19 protein-coding genes are annotated in these 18396 nt (G+C 44.2%); 16 read left to right on the top strand and 3 right to left on the bottom strand.

The features are described 5' to 3' along the window. The first annotated feature begins 5 nt into the window (after positions 1 to 5). From tsaE to hflC, 8 genes are all read left to right on the top strand, one after another. Positions 6 to 470, top strand: a complete 465-nt coding sequence (tsaE, locus tag ACWPW6_RS17120; protein WP_154623468.1) for a tRNA (adenosine(37)-N6)-threonylcarbamoyltransferase complex ATPase subunit type 1 TsaE — start codon at positions 6 to 8, stop codon at positions 468 to 470. A gap of 13 nt (positions 471 to 483) precedes the next feature. Beyond that, entirely contained in the window at positions 484 to 1776 is a 1293-nt protein-coding gene (amiB, locus tag ACWPW6_RS17115) for an N-acetylmuramoyl-L-alanine amidase AmiB (protein WP_163863229.1), read from the top strand. A gap of 12 nt (positions 1777 to 1788) precedes the next feature. Further along, a complete protein-coding gene (gene mutL / locus ACWPW6_RS17110; RefSeq protein WP_249999453.1) occupies positions 1789 to 3753 on the top strand; it encodes a DNA mismatch repair endonuclease MutL in 1965 nt (654 codons plus the stop codon). Beyond that, complete coding sequence (gene miaA, locus ACWPW6_RS17105) at positions 3746 to 4687, top strand: tRNA (adenosine(37)-N6)-dimethylallyltransferase MiaA (RefSeq protein ID WP_154623465.1); 942 nt, start codon at positions 3746 to 3748, stop codon at positions 4685 to 4687. The genes mutL and miaA overlap by 8 nt, the downstream gene beginning before the upstream one ends. Before the next feature lie 106 nt (positions 4688 to 4793). Then, a complete protein-coding gene (hfq, locus tag ACWPW6_RS17100) occupies positions 4794 to 5090 on the top strand; it encodes an RNA chaperone Hfq (protein ID WP_154623464.1) in 297 nt (98 codons plus the stop codon). A 101-nt stretch (positions 5091 to 5191) separates the two neighbouring features. Next, positions 5192 to 6472 carry a ribosome rescue GTPase HflX gene (gene hflX / locus ACWPW6_RS17095; RefSeq protein ID WP_154623463.1) on the top strand — a complete coding sequence of 427 codons (1281 nt, stop codon included), beginning with the start codon at positions 5192 to 5194 and terminating at the stop codon, positions 6470 to 6472. A gap of 86 nt (positions 6473 to 6558) precedes the next feature. Then, complete coding sequence (hflK, locus tag ACWPW6_RS17090; RefSeq protein WP_154623462.1) at positions 6559 to 7764, top strand: FtsH protease activity modulator HflK; 1206 nt, start codon at positions 6559 to 6561, stop codon at positions 7762 to 7764. Between the two features lie 2 nt (positions 7765 to 7766). After that, the gene (gene hflC, locus ACWPW6_RS17085) at positions 7767 to 8771 is read left to right on the top strand and encodes a protease modulator HflC (RefSeq protein ID WP_154623461.1); all 1005 of its coding nucleotides are present in this window, start codon (positions 7767 to 7769) and stop codon (positions 8769 to 8771) included. Positions 8772 to 8820: 49 nt separating this feature from the next. On the opposite strand, the gene ACWPW6_RS17080 is transcribed toward hflC, so the two are convergent. Next, the gene (locus ACWPW6_RS17080; protein WP_163863225.1) at positions 8821 to 8958 is read right to left on the bottom strand and encodes a hypothetical protein; all 138 of its coding nucleotides are present in this window, start codon (positions 8956 to 8958) and stop codon (positions 8821 to 8823) included. Between the two features lie 105 nt (positions 8959 to 9063). Between ACWPW6_RS17080 and ACWPW6_RS17075 the strand changes: the two genes are divergently transcribed. After that, a complete protein-coding gene (locus ACWPW6_RS17075) occupies positions 9064 to 10362 on the top strand; it encodes an adenylosuccinate synthase (protein ID WP_154622437.1) in 1299 nt (432 codons plus the stop codon). Positions 10363 to 10480: 118 nt separating this feature from the next. Here ACWPW6_RS17075 and ACWPW6_RS17070 read toward each other — a convergent pair whose 3' ends face one another. Further along, on the bottom strand, positions 10481 to 11683 hold the full coding sequence (locus ACWPW6_RS17070) for a mechanosensitive ion channel family protein (protein WP_154622438.1): 1203 nt from the start codon (positions 11681 to 11683) through the stop codon (positions 10481 to 10483). A 642-nt stretch (positions 11684 to 12325) separates the two neighbouring features. On the opposite strand from ACWPW6_RS17070, the gene nsrR reads away from it, so the two are divergent. From nsrR to rplI, 7 genes are all read left to right on the top strand, one after another. Continuing rightward, positions 12326 to 12748 (top strand): nitric oxide-sensing transcriptional repressor NsrR, encoded by a 423-nt coding sequence (gene nsrR, locus ACWPW6_RS17065; RefSeq protein ID WP_163863223.1) that lies wholly within the window; start codon positions 12326 to 12328, stop codon positions 12746 to 12748. A 42-nt stretch (positions 12749 to 12790) separates the two neighbouring features. After that, positions 12791 to 15256, top strand: a complete 2466-nt coding sequence (gene rnr / locus ACWPW6_RS17060; RefSeq protein ID WP_154622439.1) for a ribonuclease R — start codon at positions 12791 to 12793, stop codon at positions 15254 to 15256. A 66-nt stretch (positions 15257 to 15322) separates the two neighbouring features. Then, positions 15323 to 16069: a 23S rRNA (guanosine(2251)-2'-O)-methyltransferase RlmB gene (gene rlmB / locus ACWPW6_RS17055; RefSeq protein ID WP_154622440.1), complete on the top strand. Its 747-nt coding sequence runs from the start codon at positions 15323 to 15325 to the stop codon at positions 16067 to 16069. Positions 16070 to 16228: 159 nt separating this feature from the next. Beyond that, positions 16229 to 16624 carry a 30S ribosomal protein S6 gene (rpsF, locus tag ACWPW6_RS17050; protein ID WP_154622441.1) on the top strand — a complete coding sequence of 132 codons (396 nt, stop codon included), beginning with the start codon at positions 16229 to 16231 and terminating at the stop codon, positions 16622 to 16624. An 8-nt stretch (positions 16625 to 16632) separates the two neighbouring features. Beyond that, positions 16633 to 16950, top strand: coding sequence for a primosomal replication protein N (gene priB / locus ACWPW6_RS17045; RefSeq protein WP_163863218.1), 318 nt, complete (start codon positions 16633 to 16635; stop codon positions 16948 to 16950). 4 nt (positions 16951 to 16954) lie between these two features. After that, positions 16955 to 17182: a 30S ribosomal protein S18 gene (rpsR, locus tag ACWPW6_RS17040; protein WP_000135199.1), complete on the top strand. Its 228-nt coding sequence runs from the start codon at positions 16955 to 16957 to the stop codon at positions 17180 to 17182. A 38-nt stretch (positions 17183 to 17220) separates the two neighbouring features. Beyond that, a complete protein-coding gene (gene rplI / locus ACWPW6_RS17035; RefSeq protein WP_154622442.1) occupies positions 17221 to 17670 on the top strand; it encodes a 50S ribosomal protein L9 in 450 nt (149 codons plus the stop codon). Positions 17671 to 17770: 100 nt separating this feature from the next. On the opposite strand, the gene ACWPW6_RS17030 is transcribed toward rplI, so the two are convergent. Further along, complete coding sequence (locus tag ACWPW6_RS17030) at positions 17771 to 18385, bottom strand: LysM-like peptidoglycan-binding domain-containing protein (protein WP_196713720.1); 615 nt, start codon at positions 18383 to 18385, stop codon at positions 17771 to 17773. Positions 18386 to 18396 lie beyond the last annotated feature (11 nt).

Raw genomic sequence — 18396 nt, 5'->3', positions numbered from 1 at the left:
AATTCATGAAAGAACGCATATTACAACTTGCCAACGAAGAGCAAACCGTGGCACTAGGGCGTGCAGTTGCACAGGCCTGCAAACAAGGTGCTGTGATTAACTTGTATGGCGATCTTGGGGCGGGTAAAACAACGTTTAGTCGAGGTTTTTTGCAGGCATTAGGGCATCAAGGTCATGTGAAAAGCCCGACTTACACACTGGTTGAGCCTTATGATCTCCCTGAGCGACAAGTTTTTCATTTTGATCTTTATCGTTTAGCCGACCCAGAAGAATTGGAATTTATGGGGATCCGTGACTATTTTTCCCCTGAGTCGATCTGCCTAGTTGAATGGCCTCAACAAGGTAAAGGTTTTCTACCTGAGGCGGACTTGGAACTTCATTTGACCTATCAGGATAAAGGACGTCAGGCTCACTTGATTGCTTTTTCTGCAAATGGGGAGTCGTTGTTAGAAGAACTACCCGCTCTTTAAGGATATATTGCTCATGACGAATGCATTACCAAGAAAAATAACCGATAGGCGCATTGCTTCCTACTTATTACTATTGATGATTTTTGCGCTCTGTCTCGTTGCACGGCCTGTTCAGGCAGCAACGTTAGCGAACATTCAAGTAGATAACAGCCCATCAAGTGCACAGGTCACACTCTCCTTTGCTGGAGGTAACCCTGACTACAAATATTTTCCCCTGCATTCGCCAGAGCGTCTCGTCATTGATATTAAACAAAATGGCGAAATTATGGGTTTACCGATGAAACTCCCTGCGGGTGATTTAGTGAAAGTTGTTCGCACGAGTCAGCCACCGGATAGTCGGCATAAACGTATTGTTTTGGAGCTGACAAAAGCAGCCAAGGTACAAACGTCGCTGAAACAAGTTGCTGGTCAATATCAAGTGGTGTTTAGCCTTTCGACAGGGAAAGGTGGGACATCTGCACCGTCGAATAACATAACTCAACCAGTACAGGCCGTTGGCAATAATAGTGCACAGGATAAGCCGTTAAAAATGAACGCGGCGGGACAACAAAAAACGCCTGTACCAGTGCAAGCCAATAAAACGATGCCAAAAGGTGCTAAACAGGTGGTGATTGCAATTGATGCGGGCCATGGTGGTAAAGACCCCGGTGCGATTGGTAAAAATGGTTATCGTGAAAAAGATGTTACCTTGAGTGTGGCGCGCAAACTGTATGCCAAATTGGCGGCAGACCCCATGTTTAAGCCGGCAATGACCCGTGACGGTGATTATTTTATTTCAGTGAGTGGCCGTTCTGATGTTGCACGTAAGAAAGGCGCCAATATGTTAGTGTCTATTCATGCTGACTCCGCGCCAAACAGCAGTGCGAGAGGGGCATCGGTATGGGTTCTTTCTAATCGTCGTGCTAACAGTGAATTAGGTAACTGGCTTGAGCAGCGCGAAAAACAATCTGAATTATTAGGTGGAGCTGGTGATGCCTTAAGTGGTGCGGATCCTTATTTGAGCCAAGCGGTCCTTGATTTGCAATTTGGTCATTCACAGCGAGTGGGGTATGACGTTGCCGTCCAAGTGATTAAACAACTCAGAAAAGTTGGCAATATTCATAAACGTAGCCCTGAGCATGCCAGTTTAGGCGTACTGCGTTCGCCGGATATCCCTTCAATTTTGGTTGAAACAGGGTTCATTAGTAATAGTGCGGAAGAACAATTGCTAAAATCAGACGCTTATCAAGAGCAAGTTGCTGAAGCAATTCATCAAGGTTTGCGCCAATATTTCCTAGCAAACCCTCTGCAAGCCGCACCTAATTAAGAGGTGATAGCGATGGCGATCCAGATTCTTTCCCCTCAACTTGCTAACCAGATTGCTGCTGGAGAGGTAGTGGAGCGTCCTGCCTCGGTTGTTAAAGAGTTAGTTGAAAATAGCTTAGATGCTGGTGCAACACGCATTGATATCGATATTGAGCGTGGTGGGGAGAAATTAATTCGTATTCGCGATAATGGTAATGGCATCAGTAAAGATGAATTAGTTTTGGCTTTAGCACGTCATGCAACCAGTAAGATAGCGACATTAGATGATCTTGAAGCCATTATGAGTATGGGCTTTCGAGGGGAAGCGCTGGCCAGTATTAGTTCAGTTTCACGCTTAACGTTAACGTCAAAGCCCGCGGAACAATCCGAAGCATGGCAAGCGTATGCGGAAGGGCGGGATATGACGGTGACGGTAAAGCCTGCTGCTCACCCAAACGGCACTACGGTAGAAGTGCTTGATCTGTTTTATAACACCCCCGCTCGCCGCAAATTTATGCGTACTGAGAAAACGGAATTTGGTCATATCGACGAAATTGTGCGACGTATTGCACTTTCTCGGCCTGACGTAGCGATTAATTTGAATCATAACGGTAAACTTGTTAAGCAATACCGAGCGGCTCATGATGAAGTGCAACAAGAACGTCGATTAGCAACGGTTTGTGGAACAGGGTTTATGCAAGGCGCATTGGCAATCGCGTGGGAGCACGGCGATCTCGGTATAAAAGGCTGGGTAGTCTCCCCTGACAATACGCTTTCTGTCAGTGATATTCAGTACTGTTATGTGAATGGCCGCATGATGCGAGATAGGTTAATCAATCATGCTATTCGTCAAGCTTATGAAGGACACCTTGATGATAATCAACAGCCCGCTTATGTCCTTTACTTGACCATAGATCCTCAACAAGTTGATGTGAACGTGCATCCTGCTAAGCATGAGGTGCGTTTTCATCAAGCTCGTTTAGTCCATGATTTTATTTATCAAGGGGTTCGGACAGCATTGTTGAATGCTCATGGCGCCGATGAATTGCCTGGCATTGAGCCTGTTACGCATGAATTAGCCAATCGGACTTCCGCAGGCGATAATTATTTTTCATCACCAACAAGTTTTAGTGCGCAGGAAAATAAACAAGCGGCCTATACTCAAGAAGAACGCGAGCAAGAGCATGATGAGCAATCAAAAAAAGCGCGTTTTACGCCATCACTATCGGCCCAGCCAGCGGTATCAGTCAATCGTGATATTCAAGGAAAAAGCGCTTATTCCCCTTCTTCCTCAAATTATGACCGAAAAGCAGGGCAGTTATATCAGGCGTTAATGTCGGTTCCTGTGGCTGAAGAGGATAAAAAACCATTATTTCCGGCTCGACAACCACTAGATGTTTCAACAATTTCTTCCCAATCAGTCGCAGAAAATGCCAACAACTTCACATTTGGCAAAGTATTGACAATTTACGCAAAAAACTTTGCATTAATTGAGTCTTCATTAGGGCTAATCCTGTTATCCTTAACAGAAGCAAATTATTTGCTGAAGTTGGCTCAATTATCACCAAAGGGTGAAGCGTTGAAACCTCAGCCATTATTGATCCCGTTAAAATTATCATTGAGTGCTGATGAAATTGCGGTTTTTCAACGTAACAAGGAACAATTGACATTATTTGGTGTTGAAGCCACGATATCTCATGGAAAAGTAACTATTCATGCGGTATCGTTACCGCTAAGAACACAAAATTTATCTCAGCTTTTTTCAGGTTTGCTGAATTTTTTGTCGACAAAAGAGCATGTCTCTCATCAAGATATTGCTCAATGGCTTGCAAAAACAGTTTCTCGAGAAAAAATGCAAGAAAGCTGGAGCTTAGCACAAGCAGTTCAGTTACTCGCTGATGTTGAGCGGCTTTGTCCACAGTATGTCAAAAAGCCGTCACCAACATTATTACAATTAATTAATTTACAACCCGTGGTAGCTACACTAACAAATGAGTGAACTGTTAACTCAGAAAAAACCGAATGCTATATTCCTGATGGGGCCGACAGCCTCCGGTAAGACCGCGTTGGCAATTGCTTTGCGTCAACACTTGCCTGTGGAGATAATCAGTGTCGATTCGGCGTTGATCTACCGTGGTATGGATATCGGTACAGCGAAGCCAAATGCAGAGGAACTTAGTCAAGCCCCTCACCATCTGATCGATATTCTCGATCCTTCTTTGCCGTATTCCGCCGCCGATTTCCGGCGAGACGCATTAAATGTAATGGAGGAGATTACTTCTCAAGGTAAAATTCCATTACTGGTGGGTGGCACAATGCTTTATTTTAAGGCGTTGTTAGAAGGGCTTTCACCATTGCCTTCAGCGGATCCTGCTATCCGTGCTGAGATTGAAGATATTGCACAGCAACACGGATGGGCTGACATTCACCGTCGTTTAGCTGAGGTTGATCCGGTTGCGGCGGCTAGGATTCATCCTAATGATCCGCAAAGATTATCTCGAGCTTTAGAGGTATATCTCATTTCAGGGAAAACTTTGACTGAAATGACTCAAACAGCAGGTGAAGAATTACCTTATAATGTGTTTCAGTTTGCTATTGCGCCTCAAGATCGTAAAATTTTACATCAGCGCATTGAACAACGCTTTCATCAGATGTTAGATGCTGGATTTGAAGAGGAAGTTAGAGCGCTTTATAACAGAGGTGACCTCCATGTTGACTTGCCCTCTATCCGTTGTGTGGGATATCGACAAATGTGGTCTTATCTGGCAGGCGAAACAGATTATGATGAAATGGTTTATCGGGGAATTTGTGCAACACGCCAATTGGCAAAACGTCAAATTACCTGGTTGAGAAGCTGGGAAAATGTTCACTGGCTAGATAGTGAACAACCACAGCTAGCGCTTAAGTCTGTTATGCAGGTTATATGTGCATAGAGCCAAGGTTTGTGTACAATTAGAATGTTAAGCGCAATTTTTGAGTAGTTACTTTTTGGAATCGAAAGATTCTCATTTAAAAACAACAAAATAAGGAAAACATAGAATGGCTAAGGGGCAATCTTTGCAAGATCCGTTCCTGAACGCATTACGTCGTGAAAGGGTTCCGGTCTCAATTTATTTGGTTAACGGCATCAAATTGCAGGGTCAGATTGAATCTTTTGACCAGTTTGTCATTTTACTAAAAAACACGGTTAGCCAGATGGTTTATAAGCATGCTATCTCTACCGTTGTCCCTGCTCGTCCTGTTTCTCATCATAGCGGTAGTGCTGCTGGTGGGGCAGGTAATGGCAATTATAACACTGGTGCTCCTACTCAACAGGATGGCGAAGCCGCTGAGTAAGGCCAGTTGTGCGTTAAAATTCAAGGAAAACATAGGTAGGGAGACTTTACCTGTGTTTTTCCTTTGTATTGATAGTGATTAAGCCTAAGAGGTTATAGCCCTTGTTTGATAGGTATGAAGGCGGTGAGCTGGCTGTATTAGTGCATGTTTTTTTCTCACAAGAAAAGGACACGGAAAATCTAACCGAATTTGAGTCACTCGTGACATCGGCAGGCGTTAAACCTGTACAGATAGTCACAGGCAGTCGTAAGTCTCCTCATCCTAAATATTATGTCGGAGAAGGGAAAGCGGAAGAAATCGCGGAGGCGGTGAAGGAAAGTGGCGCGGATGTGGTGTTATTCAACCATACTCTGAGTCCAGCGCAAGAACGTAATCTCGAAAGGCTATGCCAATGTCGGGTCGTCGACCGCACAGGGGTCATTTTAGATATCTTTGCTCAAAGGGCGCGCACGCATGAAGGGAAGCTTCAAGTTGAGCTTGCGCAATTACGCCATCTATCAACTCGCTTAGTGAGGGGATGGACGCACCTTGAGCGACAAAAAGGCGGAATTGGCTTACGTGGCCCTGGTGAAACTCAGTTAGAGACTGACCGTCGGTTATTAAGGGGAAAAATCAGTCAGATTTTATCCCGTCTCGGCCGAGTAGAAAGACAACGTGAACAAGGGCGTCAGGCGCGAAATAAAGCGGATATTCCAACGATTTCGCTTGTTGGTTATACCAACGCCGGTAAATCGAGTTTATTTAACCGGATGACGGCTTCTGACGTTTACGCTGCGGATCAACTGTTTGCGACACTGGATCCAACATTAAGACGTATTGATGTCGATGATGTAGGAACTGTTGTGCTTGCAGATACTGTTGGTTTCATTCGCCATCTGCCTCATGATTTAGTTGCTGCCTTTAAAGCAACACTGCAGGAAACTCGCGAAGCAACATTATTGCTTCATGTGATTGATGCAGCAGATAGCCGTTTGGATGAAAATATTCATGCGGTCGAAAGTGTATTGGAAGAAATTGAAGCTGATGAAATTCCGACACTTTTAGTTATGAATAAAGTGGATATGCTGGAAGAATTTATCCCGCGTATCGACAGAAATGAGGATAACAAACCGGTTCGTGTCTGGGTATCAGCGCAAACGGGTGAAGGTATCCCCTTGTTGCTACAAGCATTGACGGAACGCCTTTCAGGTGAAATCGCACATGTTGAAATGCGTTTACCACCTAGTGAAGGCCGCTTACGTAGCCGTTTTTATCAACTTCATGCGATTGAACGTGAATGGCTTGAAGAGGACGGCTCAATTGGCCTTGAGGTGCGTATGCCAATGGTTGATTGGCAGCGTTTGTGCAAACAGGAACAACAATTACCTAGTTATGTTATCTAACATGTCGCTAGGAAATGGAATTGATATTAAGAGTTATTTGTTGCTCTTAACCCGAAAAATCAATCATAAAGATATGGAGCTAAAACATGGCGTGGAATCAGCCCGGTAATGACGGACAAGACCGCGATCCGTGGGGAAGCGGCAATAAAGGCGGCAACTCTGGCGGGAACAAAGGTGGTCGAAAACGTGGGGCTTCTGATCTCGACGATCTCTTTCGTAAACTGAGCAGTAAGCTTGGTGGTAAAAAAGGCGGCGGTGGTGATGGTGATAATAAACAACCCTCTCAAATCAGCGGTCGTCTTGGTGTATTGGCTCTTGCTGCCATCGTAGTTGTATGGGCTGGATCAGGTTTCTATACCATTAAGGAAAGTGACCGAGGTGTTATATTACGCTTTGGCGAGTATAGCGGTGTTGTCGGACCTGGTCTGAACTGGAAGCCAACATTTATTGACAAGGTTATCCCTGTTAACGTTGAAACCGTTCGTGAACAAGCGACTAACGGTATGATGCTAACGTCAGATGAAAACGTGATCCGCGTTGAAATGAACGTTCAGTATCGTGTCACTGATCCTGCTGAATACCTGTTCAGTGTGACCAACCCAGATAACAGCTTACGTCAGGCTCTTGATAGTGCTGTGCGTGGCGTTATCGGTCAGTCAGCAATGGAACAAGTGTTGACAACAAACCGTGCATTTATCCGTGATGTTACGCAAAAAGAGCTAGAAGCAACAATTGCGCCATACAAAATGGGTATCACACTGCTCGATGTCAACTTCCAAGCTGCTCGTCCGCCTGAAGATGTTAAAGCCGCATTCGATGACGTAATCGCTGCAAGGGAAGAAGAACAAAAAACCATTCGTGAAGCTCATGCTTACCGTAACGAAGTTCTGCCAATGGCAAAAGGTAACGCACAAAAGCTAATCGAAGAAGCTGAAGCTTATAAGGCAAGTGTTGTCTTTAAAGCAGAGGGTGAGGTTGCAAGCTTTGCGAAGATGTTGCCTGAGTATCGTGCAGCACCTGAAATTACGCGTGAGCGTCTCTACATTGATACGATGGAACGTGTTTTAAGCAATACACGTAAAGTTATCGCCAATGATAAGAGCAACAGCATGTTAGTTCTGCCATTAGAGCAATTGATGCGTGGTGGCAACAGCAGTGCGCCAGCACCAAAAACGAGCTTAGCGCCTAAAGTGATGAATCCTAATACCAATAATTCATCATCTTATGGTTCGGCACCCGCGCAACAAAACAGTGGTGTTCGTGGTGATGCCGTTAGAGTAGGGAGACAATAATCATGCGTAAATCGCTAATTGTTATCGTTATTGCCATCTTGGCAGTTGCTTACGCATCCATCTTTATTGTTCCTCAAACCGATCGTGGCATTGTGTTACGTTTTGGTAAGGTATTGCGTGACTCAGAAAATAAACCCATTATTTATGAGCCAGGCTTACACTTTAAAGTGCCGTTTATTGAAACGGTGAAAATGCTTGATGCGCGTATCCAGACTTTGGAAATTCAAGCTGACCGTTACTTAACAAGTGAAAACAAAGACTTGATGGTAGACTCTTACCTGAAATGGCGTGTTACAGACTTTAGCCGTTACTATGTAGCGACGGGAGGTGGTAACCCTTATCAAGCCGAAACACTGTTAAAACGTAAGTTCAGTGACCGTTTACGTTCTGAGTTTGGTCGTTTAAGCGTTAAAGACATCATTACGGACTCTCGTGGTCGTTTAACCATTGATGTGCGTGATGCATTGAACAAAGGTACGGCAACGGATGATGCTACGAAAGATGCCGATGCTGCTATCGCATCTGCGGCTGCACGCGTTGAGCAAGAAACTAACCTAGCGCCATTGGTTGTGAATGCAAACAGTATGGCTGCATTAGGGATTGAAGTGGTTGACGTTCGTATCAAACGTATTGAGTTACCGAACGAAGTTTCTGAGGCTATCTATGCGCGTATGCGTGCTGAACGTGAAGCGGTTGCCCGTCAACATCGTTCACAAGGTCAGGAAGAAGCCACTAAGATCCGTGCGGTTGCTGATAAAACGGTAACAGAAACGTTGGCAGAAGCTGAACGTACAGCATTGACACTACGCGGTGAAGGGGATGCGATGGCAACAAAACTGTTTGCTGACGCTTTCAACCAAGATCCTGAGTTCTATGCCTTTATCCGTAGTTTACGTGCCTATGAGCAGAGCTTTAAAGGTGGCGATGATGTGATGGTGCTTAGCCCTGACACAGATTTCTTCCGCTTTATGAAAGCGCCAACTAAGTTGCGTTCTACTGATGATTAAGTTGCGTTCTACTGATGATTAAGTTACGTGCAACAGATTAAAATAACTGTTAAGCTAGTAAAGAAAAGCCCGCTTCGCGGGCTTTTTTTTCGCCTACCATTTTAAGTGTTGGATTTTTCAGGGAAAATTCAATCTGGTCGAGCTGGCTATTATCAGTTGGAGTTATGGTAGAAATAAAAAATGCCATTTTTGCTTGCTTTCCAGAAAAATAATTTTTGCTGTGCCAAAAATTACTGGAACAGAATATTTTAGATGGTAGAATTCATTTTTAAGCAACCGAGTGTATTTTGAAATGGGTAAGAACGTTGTCGTACTGGGCACCCAATGGGGTGACGAAGGAAAGGGCAAGATCGTCGACTTGCTGACAGAGCGTGCTAAATATGTAGTTCGCTATCAGGGCGGCCATAATGCTGGCCATACTCTTGTTGTAAACGGTGAAAAAACCGTTCTCCACTTAATTCCATCCGGTATTCTTCGTGAAAATGTCATCAGCATTATTGGTAATGGTGTAGTACTTGCACCTGACGCTTTAATGAAAGAGATGAAGCAATTAGAAGATCGCGGTGTTCCTGTTCGCGAACGCTTACATATTTCTGAAGCATGCCCACTGATCCTGCCTTATCATATCGCATTAGATAATGCGCGCGAAAAAGCGCGTGGTGCGAAAGCGATTGGTACAACGGGTCGTGGAATTGGTCCTGCTTATGAAGACAAAGTTGCTCGTCGTGGTTTGCGAGTTGGCGACCTGTTTGATAAAGCAAGTTTTGCTGAAAAACTAAAAGAAATCATTGAGTATCACAATTTCCAACTGGTGAACTACTACAAAGAGCCTGCGGTTGATTATCAGAAAACCCTCGATGACATCATGGCAGTCGCGGATATTCTGACTAGCATGGTAGTTGATGTTTCTGATCTGCTCTATAAAGCACATCAGAAGAATGAATTAGTGATGTTCGAAGGTGCACAAGGCACTTTATTGGATATTGACCACGGTACTTATCCGTATGTCACCTCTTCTAATACCACTGCTGGTGGAGTTGCAACAGGTTCTGGTTTAGGTCCTCGCTACGTCAGCTACGTGTTAGGTATTATTAAAGCATACTCTACGCGTGTTGGTGCAGGCCCATTCCCTACGGAGCTTTTTGACGAGACAGGTGAATTCCTGCGTGAAAAAGGCCAAGAGTTTGGTGCGACTACAGGTCGTAAACGTCGTACAGGTTGGTTAGACATTGTTGCGATTAATCGCGCTGTTCAGATCAACTCCCTGTCTGGTTTCTGCTTGACTAAACTTGATGTGTTAGATGGTCTGAAAGAAGTGAAAATCTGTGTAGGCTACCGCCGCCCAGATGGTCAAGTGCTAGAAACGACACCACTGGCAGCAGATGAGTGGGAAGGTTTAGAGCCTGTCTACGAAACTATGCCGGGTTGGAGCGAAACAACTTTTGGTGTTAAAGACAGAGCGCTGTTACCACAAGCCGCTTTAGATTACATCAAGCGTATTGAAGAGCTGACGGGTATTCCAGTTGATATTATTTCAACAGGACCTGATCGTTCTGAAACGATGATCCTGCGCGATCCATTTGATGCATAGTTCAGCCATAGCAGTTTCTTAGATAAGAAGCTGCTCATTATCCGCTGAGAGCCTGTGTATTGAACAGGCGTCTAGGCAGATTAAAAACACCGATTTATTCGGTGTTTTTTGTTATTGGTTATTCACGTTTTAAATTCGCCAGATCACTGCCGGATGGGTGTTGGTAAATTCTTAGCTTAAAGTATTTTGCTGAAGCATTAACATATTCAAAAATTTCAGATTGTACTTCCTCATACTCAACCCAAGTCGTTGAGCGAGTGAAACAATAAATTTCGACGGGTAACCCGTTGGGGGTTGGTGGCATCGTTCTTATGACTAAGTACATATCAGTCCTAACATCGCCACGCATTTTTATCCAATTCAAAATATATTTTCTGAATAGTTGTAGGTTCGTTACACCATTATTAATCATCCATTCATTGATATTAGTGATGTCACTTCGTGCTTCTAGCATATTTTCTATACTTTGGCGTAAGGGCGCTGTATTTTTTAGCTCATTAAATAAAGCTTCGGTGGCAAATGAAATTGAAGATTGATCAATGTAAAAACTGCGTTTGATGCGACGACCCCCCGATGAAAACATGGGTTGCCAGTTAGTGTATTTTTCAGTCAAAAAATCCTTTGTCGGGATACGTGAAATCGTATTATCCCAATTTCGAACGGTGATCGTATGCAAGGCGATATCAATTACTTCGCCACTAATATTACTGCTTGGTAATTCAATCCAATCGTAAAGTTTCAGTACCTTACCATTTGATACAAGTATGTTGGCAACAAATGATAGCAATGTGTGCTGGAAGACAAACATTAATACTGCGGCAATAGCACCAAAACTCGAAATAATAATGATCGGTGATTGGTCGGTCATTAGGGCGATGATCAAGATAAATGAAATTATCCATACAATAATTTTTGCGATCTCGATATAGCCTTTTATTGAGTTATTGCGATGCAGGGTCTTTTTGGCTTGGCGCAGAATAAAAACATCTAAGCCATCGTTTATCAGAGCGGCAACATTAATAATAATCAACGCCCAACAGATGGTTTTAAAGGTGATATTCACTTCATCAGAAAATGAAGGCAGCATCTGATTGAGATAAAGCACAAAGGTGACGGCAACAATGGATGCAATTTTTCGTGCAACGCCATCAATTAAGTCATCGTCAGTTAAATTGGTTAATAATGGTAATAACCTTCTGGCAAATCGTAAGAAAATGACTTTGCCAACGATCCATGTCAGCAGTAAAACGACGACTAAGATCGCTGTCATTAATAAGGTGTTCCCTGATATAAAATCATAAATTTCGATAATTTGTTCCATAACGTCCTATATCACCTACTTAGCGTGCCGACTGTTCATTGTAAAACGGAAAAAATAAAAAGATTTGATGTTAAAAGTGATAAGCAGCCTATCGATTCAACTCACTCTTGTTCAAACAGTATAGACAATAGGGAGTGAGTCAGGAATCTCGAGTGGCTTAAGGAATCTGTGCTATTATGTGTTCGATTATTCTTTGATATTATTTGTTTGTCAGTATCTGGCTTGCATCGATAGGCAAAAACAGGAGATGGTAGGAGTGTTTATCTCGCTCTGAAAACCGACATGTTTCCTGCATAGTAAGCTAAACTAGAATAAACGGTATTTGATGATGTCAAATGCAGACGTAATGGCATTCGTTATCGTCTAGGTTATTGTTGTTAACGTGAATGTCTTTGTTGAGCGTTGAAGAGCGGCTTGATTTGATGAAGCCTATTGGCATTAATTTGTTTGCCTTTTGAAGCAAGGCCAACATGAGGTACGGAACATGTACCGTGCCGAGTATAACTTGAATTATTTGAAAGATATCCTTAGGTTATTTTGGCCTAGCGCAAACAATATGGATACCATTTCGTGATAATTTGAGTTTAATAAGAGATAAGTGGTGAGATAACCATTGGCTAAGCCAAAAATTTTGAGGTGATTGTGCAGCTAACGAGTTTTACAGATTATGGGTTACGTGCTCTGATTTATTTGGCATCACTCCCTGAAGGGAAAATGACCAGTATCACAGAAGTCACTGACGTCTATGGTGTCTCCCGCAATCATATGGTTAAGATTATCAATCAACTCAGCCATCTTGGCTATGTTAAAGCGACTCGTGGTAAAAATGGTGGGATAACGCTTGGACAACCCGCAGAAACCATCCGGATCGGGGACGTTGTCAGAGCACTAGAGCCCCTCACGTTAGTGAATTGCAGTGGTGAGTTTTGCCATATAACACCCGCCTGCCGTTTGAAGGGTGTACTTCATCAGGCGATACAACAGTTTTTAAAGGAACTCGATAAACATACGCTAGCTGACATGGTTAAAGATAACAGTCCGCTTTATCAATTACTGCTCGATTAGACAACGCAGTAATAGCAAATTCTGATGACAACGGAGGTAACGATGTCACAAGATCCTTTTCAGGAAAGAGAAGCAGAAAAATACGAATCCCCAATTCCTAGCAGAGAATTCATACTCGAACTCCTCACTAAACGCTCGGCCCCTGCAAAGCGCGAAGAAATAGCACAATTATTGAATCTCTCTTCAGAAGAAGAGTTAGAAGCCTTACGCCGCCGTTTACGAGCGATGGAGCGTGATGGGCAATTAGTGTTTACTCGCCGTCAATGCTATGCGCTACCAGAGCGTTTAGATTTACTTAAAGGCAAAGTGATAGGCCACCGTGATGGCTATGGTTTCTTGCGCGTTGAAGGTAAAAAAGAAGACTACTACCTATCACAAGATGAGATGAAACGTGCATTACATGGCGATGTCATTTTAGCACAGCCTTATGGTCAAGACCGTAAAGGGCGCACTGAGGTGCGTGTTGTTCGTGTACTTGAACCTCGTAACAATCAAATTGTTGGGCGCTATTTTATTGAATCAGGGATGGGGTTTGTGGTTCCTGATGATAGCCGTTTAAGTTTTGATATTTTAATTCCTAAAGACCAAATCAACGGTGCTCGTATGGGCAACGTGGTGGTGGTTGAATTGGTCACAAGACCACAGCGCCGTTCTCAAGCGGTTGGACATATTATTGAAGTATTAGGCGAAAGTATGGGTACAGGTATGGCAGTTGAGATTGCCTTGCGTACTCATGAAATCCCACATTCATGGCCACCTCAAGTCGAAAAACAGGTGGCGGATTTAAGTGAGCAGGTTCCTGAATCAGCAAAAAAAGGGCGTGTCGACTTACGTGATTTACCCCTTGTGACGATTGATGGTGAAGATGCTCGTGACTTTGATGACGCCGTACATTGTGCTCCGAAAAAAGGAGGGGGTTGGCGTTTATGGGTGGCGATTGCTGATGTAAGTTATTATGTTCGTCCACAAACTGCACTTGATGATGAAGCACGTAGTCGGGGTAACTCCGTCTATTTTCCATCGCAAGTGGTACCTATGCTGCCAGAAGTGCTCTCAAATGGCCTCTGTTCACTGAACCCAGGTGTTGATCGCCTTTGTATGGTGTGTGAAATGACGGTATCTGCGTCAGGTCGCCTATCTTCCTACAAATTCTATGAAGCCGTGATGAATTCACACGCAAGGCTGACGTACACCAAAGTATGGAAGATTTTACAAGGTGATGAGGAGTTGCGTGAACACTATAAGGCATTGGTTCCGCATATTGAGCAATTACATGCGCTTTATAAAGCTCTGGATGATGCACGTATTGAACGTGGTGCAATTTCGTTTGAATCAGAAGAAGCAAAATTCATCTTTAACGCTGAACGCCGTATAGAACGCATCGAGCCTGTAGAACGTAATGACGCTCATAAACTGATTGAAGAGTGTATGATTCTAGCCAACATCGCAGCGGCTCGCTATGTTGAGAAAAATGAAGAGCCAGCACTGTATCGTGTGCATGATCGTCCAAAAGAAGAGAGCGTGATGAACTTACGTTCCGTCTTTAGTGAATTGGGCTTAACGCTACCAGGTGGCATGAAGCCTGAGCCGAAAGATTATGCTCAAGTCATGAATGAGGTTGCTGACCGTCCTGACCATGAATTACTGCAAACGATGATCTTGCGTTCAATGAAGCAGGCGATTTATGATCCTGAAAATCGCGGCCACTTTGGGCTGGCTTTAAAATCCTACGCGCATTTTACGTCACCTATCCGCCGTTACCCTGATCTAACGTTGCATAGAGGAATTAAATACCTACTTGCGAAAGAGCGTGGGCACTCCGAGCATCGTTGGACGCCGACAGGTGGCTGGCATTCTGATATGGATAGCATGTTACAGCTCGGAGAGCATTGTTCCATGACGGAACGCCGTGCCGATGAAGCGACACGCGATGTCGCCGATTGGTTAAAATGTGACTTTATGCAAGACCAAGTCGGTCAAGTCTTTACAGGGCTAATTACCAGCGTGACAGGTTTTGGTTTCTTTGTTCGCTTAAATGACCTGTTTATTGATGGCTTAGTGCATGTATCGACGCTAGATAATGATTACTACCGTTATGATGCAGTGGGACAACGCTTGATTGGTGAGTCTTCCGGAACTACTTATCGACTTGGCGATGAAGTGGAGATTCGCGTTGAAGCGGTGCATATGGATGAACGCACCATTGATTTCGCATTGATTTCAACTACGCGTAAAGCCAAGAATCCCGGTAAAACAGCACGTGATAGAATGAAAAAAGAAGTTAAAAATGCAACTAAATCAGCACGCAGTAAACGTGGTGATGTGAGCAAGGATAAAAACTTCGAGCCTGATTCAGCTTTTCGTCGTTCAGAGAAGAAAGGCAAGAAAACAGATAAAAAATCAGATAATAAGGCTAAAGGGAAAAAAGCCTCTGATAAAACCAAGAAAATTAGTGCAAAATTAAAAGCTAAACGCGCAGCGAAAAAAGCCCAAAAACAAGAAGGGTAATGGATCCGCTGAGTTAACTAAGGTGGCGTCATGCCACCTTGAATTCCATCAACAAAAAAGAGATTTATGAGCGAAATTATTTACGGCATTCATGCGGTGAAAGCCCTACTTGATCGTGATGCATCACGACTCAAAGAAGTTTATATTTTAAAAGGGCGCGAAGATCGCCGTCTGATGCCGATTATTCATGAAATCGAAGCGCTTGGCATTGTGGTGCAAGTCGCGAATCGTCAATGGATGGATGCACAAACAGAAGGTGCGGTACACCAAGGCATCATTGCAAAAGTATTGCCGGGTAAGCAGTATCAAGAAGGGGATTTGCCTGATTTTCTTGAAAATACAGAAACCCCTTTCCTATTGGTGTTAGATGGCGTTACAGACCCTCATAACTTAGGGGCATGTTTGCGTAGCGCAGATGCAGCGGGCGTTCATGCAGTGATTGTGCCGAAAGATAAATCAGCACAACTTAATGCAACCGCGAAAAAAGTTGCTTGTGGCGCAGCGGAAAGCGTTCCTTTGATTCGCGTGACTAATTTAGCGAGAACGTTGCGTTTATTGAAAGAGTACAATGTCTGGATTGTGGGTACCGCGGGTGAAGCCGACCACACCTTGTATCAAAGTAAATTAACTGGGGCAATGGCACTCGTGATGGGAGCTGAAGGGGAAGGCATGCGCCGTTTAACCCGTGAGCACTGTGATGAGTTGATCAGCATCCCAATGGCGGGAACGGTTTCTTCATTAAATGTTTCTGTTGCAACAGGTATTTGCCTGTTTGAAGCTGTGCGTCAACGTACTGATAAGTCACCCGAATAATAAATATTCAGTGATATTTGTCGCCATCTCTTGAGTTTTCTCTCGGGGATGGGTATAGTGACGCGTCAATTTTTTAGCCGCACTCAACAAGTTCCTTGCCTCCGCGGGCCGCGGTTAACCCTGACAGGAGGCTGAATAATCCGTAAGGAGCAACTACTAATGCGTCATTACGAAATCGTTTTTATGGTCCATCCTGACCAAAGCGAACAGGTTCCGGGCATGATCGAGCGTTACAGTGCTGTAATCACTAACGCACAAGGTCAGATCCACCGTCTGGAAGACTGGGGCCGTCGTCAACTGGCTTACCCAATCAATAAACTGCACAAAGCTCACTATGTTCTGTTGAACGTAGAAGCTCCACAGGAAGCGATTGATGAGCTGGAAACTAACTTCCGCTTCAACGATGCCGTTATCCGCAGCATGGTTATGCGCTTAAAACACGCAGTAACAGAAGCTTCTCCAATGGTTAAAGCTAAAGACGAACGTCGTAGCCGTGACCTGGCTGATGAATATCAGGATGAAGAAGCTGAAGAAGCTGGGGATTCTGAAGAGTAATTGCGCAGGTGTTCACTAATCGTTTGGTGCTCACAGGCACAGTCTGTAAAGCATTGATTCGAAAAGTGAGTCCGTCGGGTATCCCTCACTGCCAGTTTGTTTTAGAACATCGTTCACAACAACAGGAAGCAGGATTAACCCGACAAGCATGGTGCAGAATGCCCATAATTGTTAGCGGACAAACCTTACAAGCCCATACTCACAGTATAACGGTCGGCAGTCGAATTACAGTCACTGGTTTTATTAGTACCCATCAAGGGCGCAATGGATTAAGTAAACTGGTTCTTCATGCCGAGCAGATTGATTTGATAGATTCTGGAGACTAGCCATATGGCACGTTATTTCCGTCGTCGCAAGTTCTGCCGTTTCACAGCGGAAGGCGTTCAAGAGATCGACTATAAAGATATCGCAACGCTGAAAAACTACATCACTGAAAGTGGTAAAATTGTACCAAGCCGTATCACCGGTACTCGTGCAAAATATCAGCGTCAGCTCGCTCGTGCTATCAAGCGCGCTCGCTACCTGTCTCTGTTGCCATATACTGATCGTCATCAGTAATTGGTACAGTCCATTAACGACTTTAAGAGGATAAGGTAATGCAAGTTATTCTGCTTGATAAAGTAGCTAACCTAGGTAGCCTGGGTGATCAGGTTAACGTTAAATCGGGCTATGCTCGTAACTACTTAGTTCCACAGGGCAAAGCTGTTCCTGCAACTAAGAAAAACATCGAATTCTTCGAAGCTCGCCGCGCTGAACTGGAAGCTAAATTAGCTGACGTTCTGGCAGCAGCTCAGGCTCGTGCAGCAGCTGTTACTGCGCTGGGTTCTGTTACTCTAGCTTCTAAAGCGGGTGACGAAGGTAAACTGTTTGGTTCTATCGGTACTCGTGACATCGCTGATGCAGTAACTGCTGCTGGCGTTGCAATCGCGAAAAGCGAAGTTCGCCTACCAAATGGCGTTCTGCGTACTACTGGTGACCACGAAGTTCACTTCCAGTTACACAGCGATGTTTTTGCTGAGCTGAACGTTATCATCGTTGCTGAGTAATCAAAAATGATGGTAGTGCCATCGGTTTTCCGATAGCACAAAAAAACACCGGCTAGTCCGGTGTTTTTTATTGCCTGTAATCGCGCTTGTTCAAGTCAAGCTACGGTGTTCGGTAGTAACTACCATCACTTAGACGCGCAAAGCTAAATGTTTTACCTTCAGCGGTCGTAATCTCTAATAGCTGTACTTCCCCTTTTGCATTTGCCTTTAAACGTATTTTCTGACCCTGCCGTAAACTACTGAGAGGTTTTTCCGCTCCCTCAACACGGGCCATAACAAATGCATCATTGGCTTGCAGGTGGTTATCACGAAACAGTTGTGCCAATGTTTTGCCCTTTTGTATCTGATAGTTTTGCCATTCATTGGTTGTAGGGCGAGTTGCAGGCTGTTGTGTCTGCTTTGGTGGTGTGGTGGTCGTTGGTGGTGATGTAACCTCAGGTGGAGTCTGCTCCACTGGCGGTTCTTGGATGATCTCTGGTTCAGCAGGCACGCCTGCGGGGGCACCTTCCGTTTGACCGTTATCTATTGGTTCTTCTGATGGTGTGGGAGTCACTATCTCGGGAGTCGTTGGTGGCGGTACAACAATAGGCTGTGGCTGACTTTGAGGTGTTTTATTACCTTGGTTTTCATCACCAGTAGGCCAGAAAAGGGCTGCAATAACGATAATCGCTAAGATAGTGATACCAATGCGATGAAATCTTGAAAATTTAAGCATGACTCCTCCTT

It is taken from the genome of Providencia sp. Marseille-Q8014 (assembly GCF_965112055.1).
The sequence above is the reverse complement of the archived record's forward strand: the minus strand, read 5'-3'. Positions and strand labels throughout refer to the sequence as shown.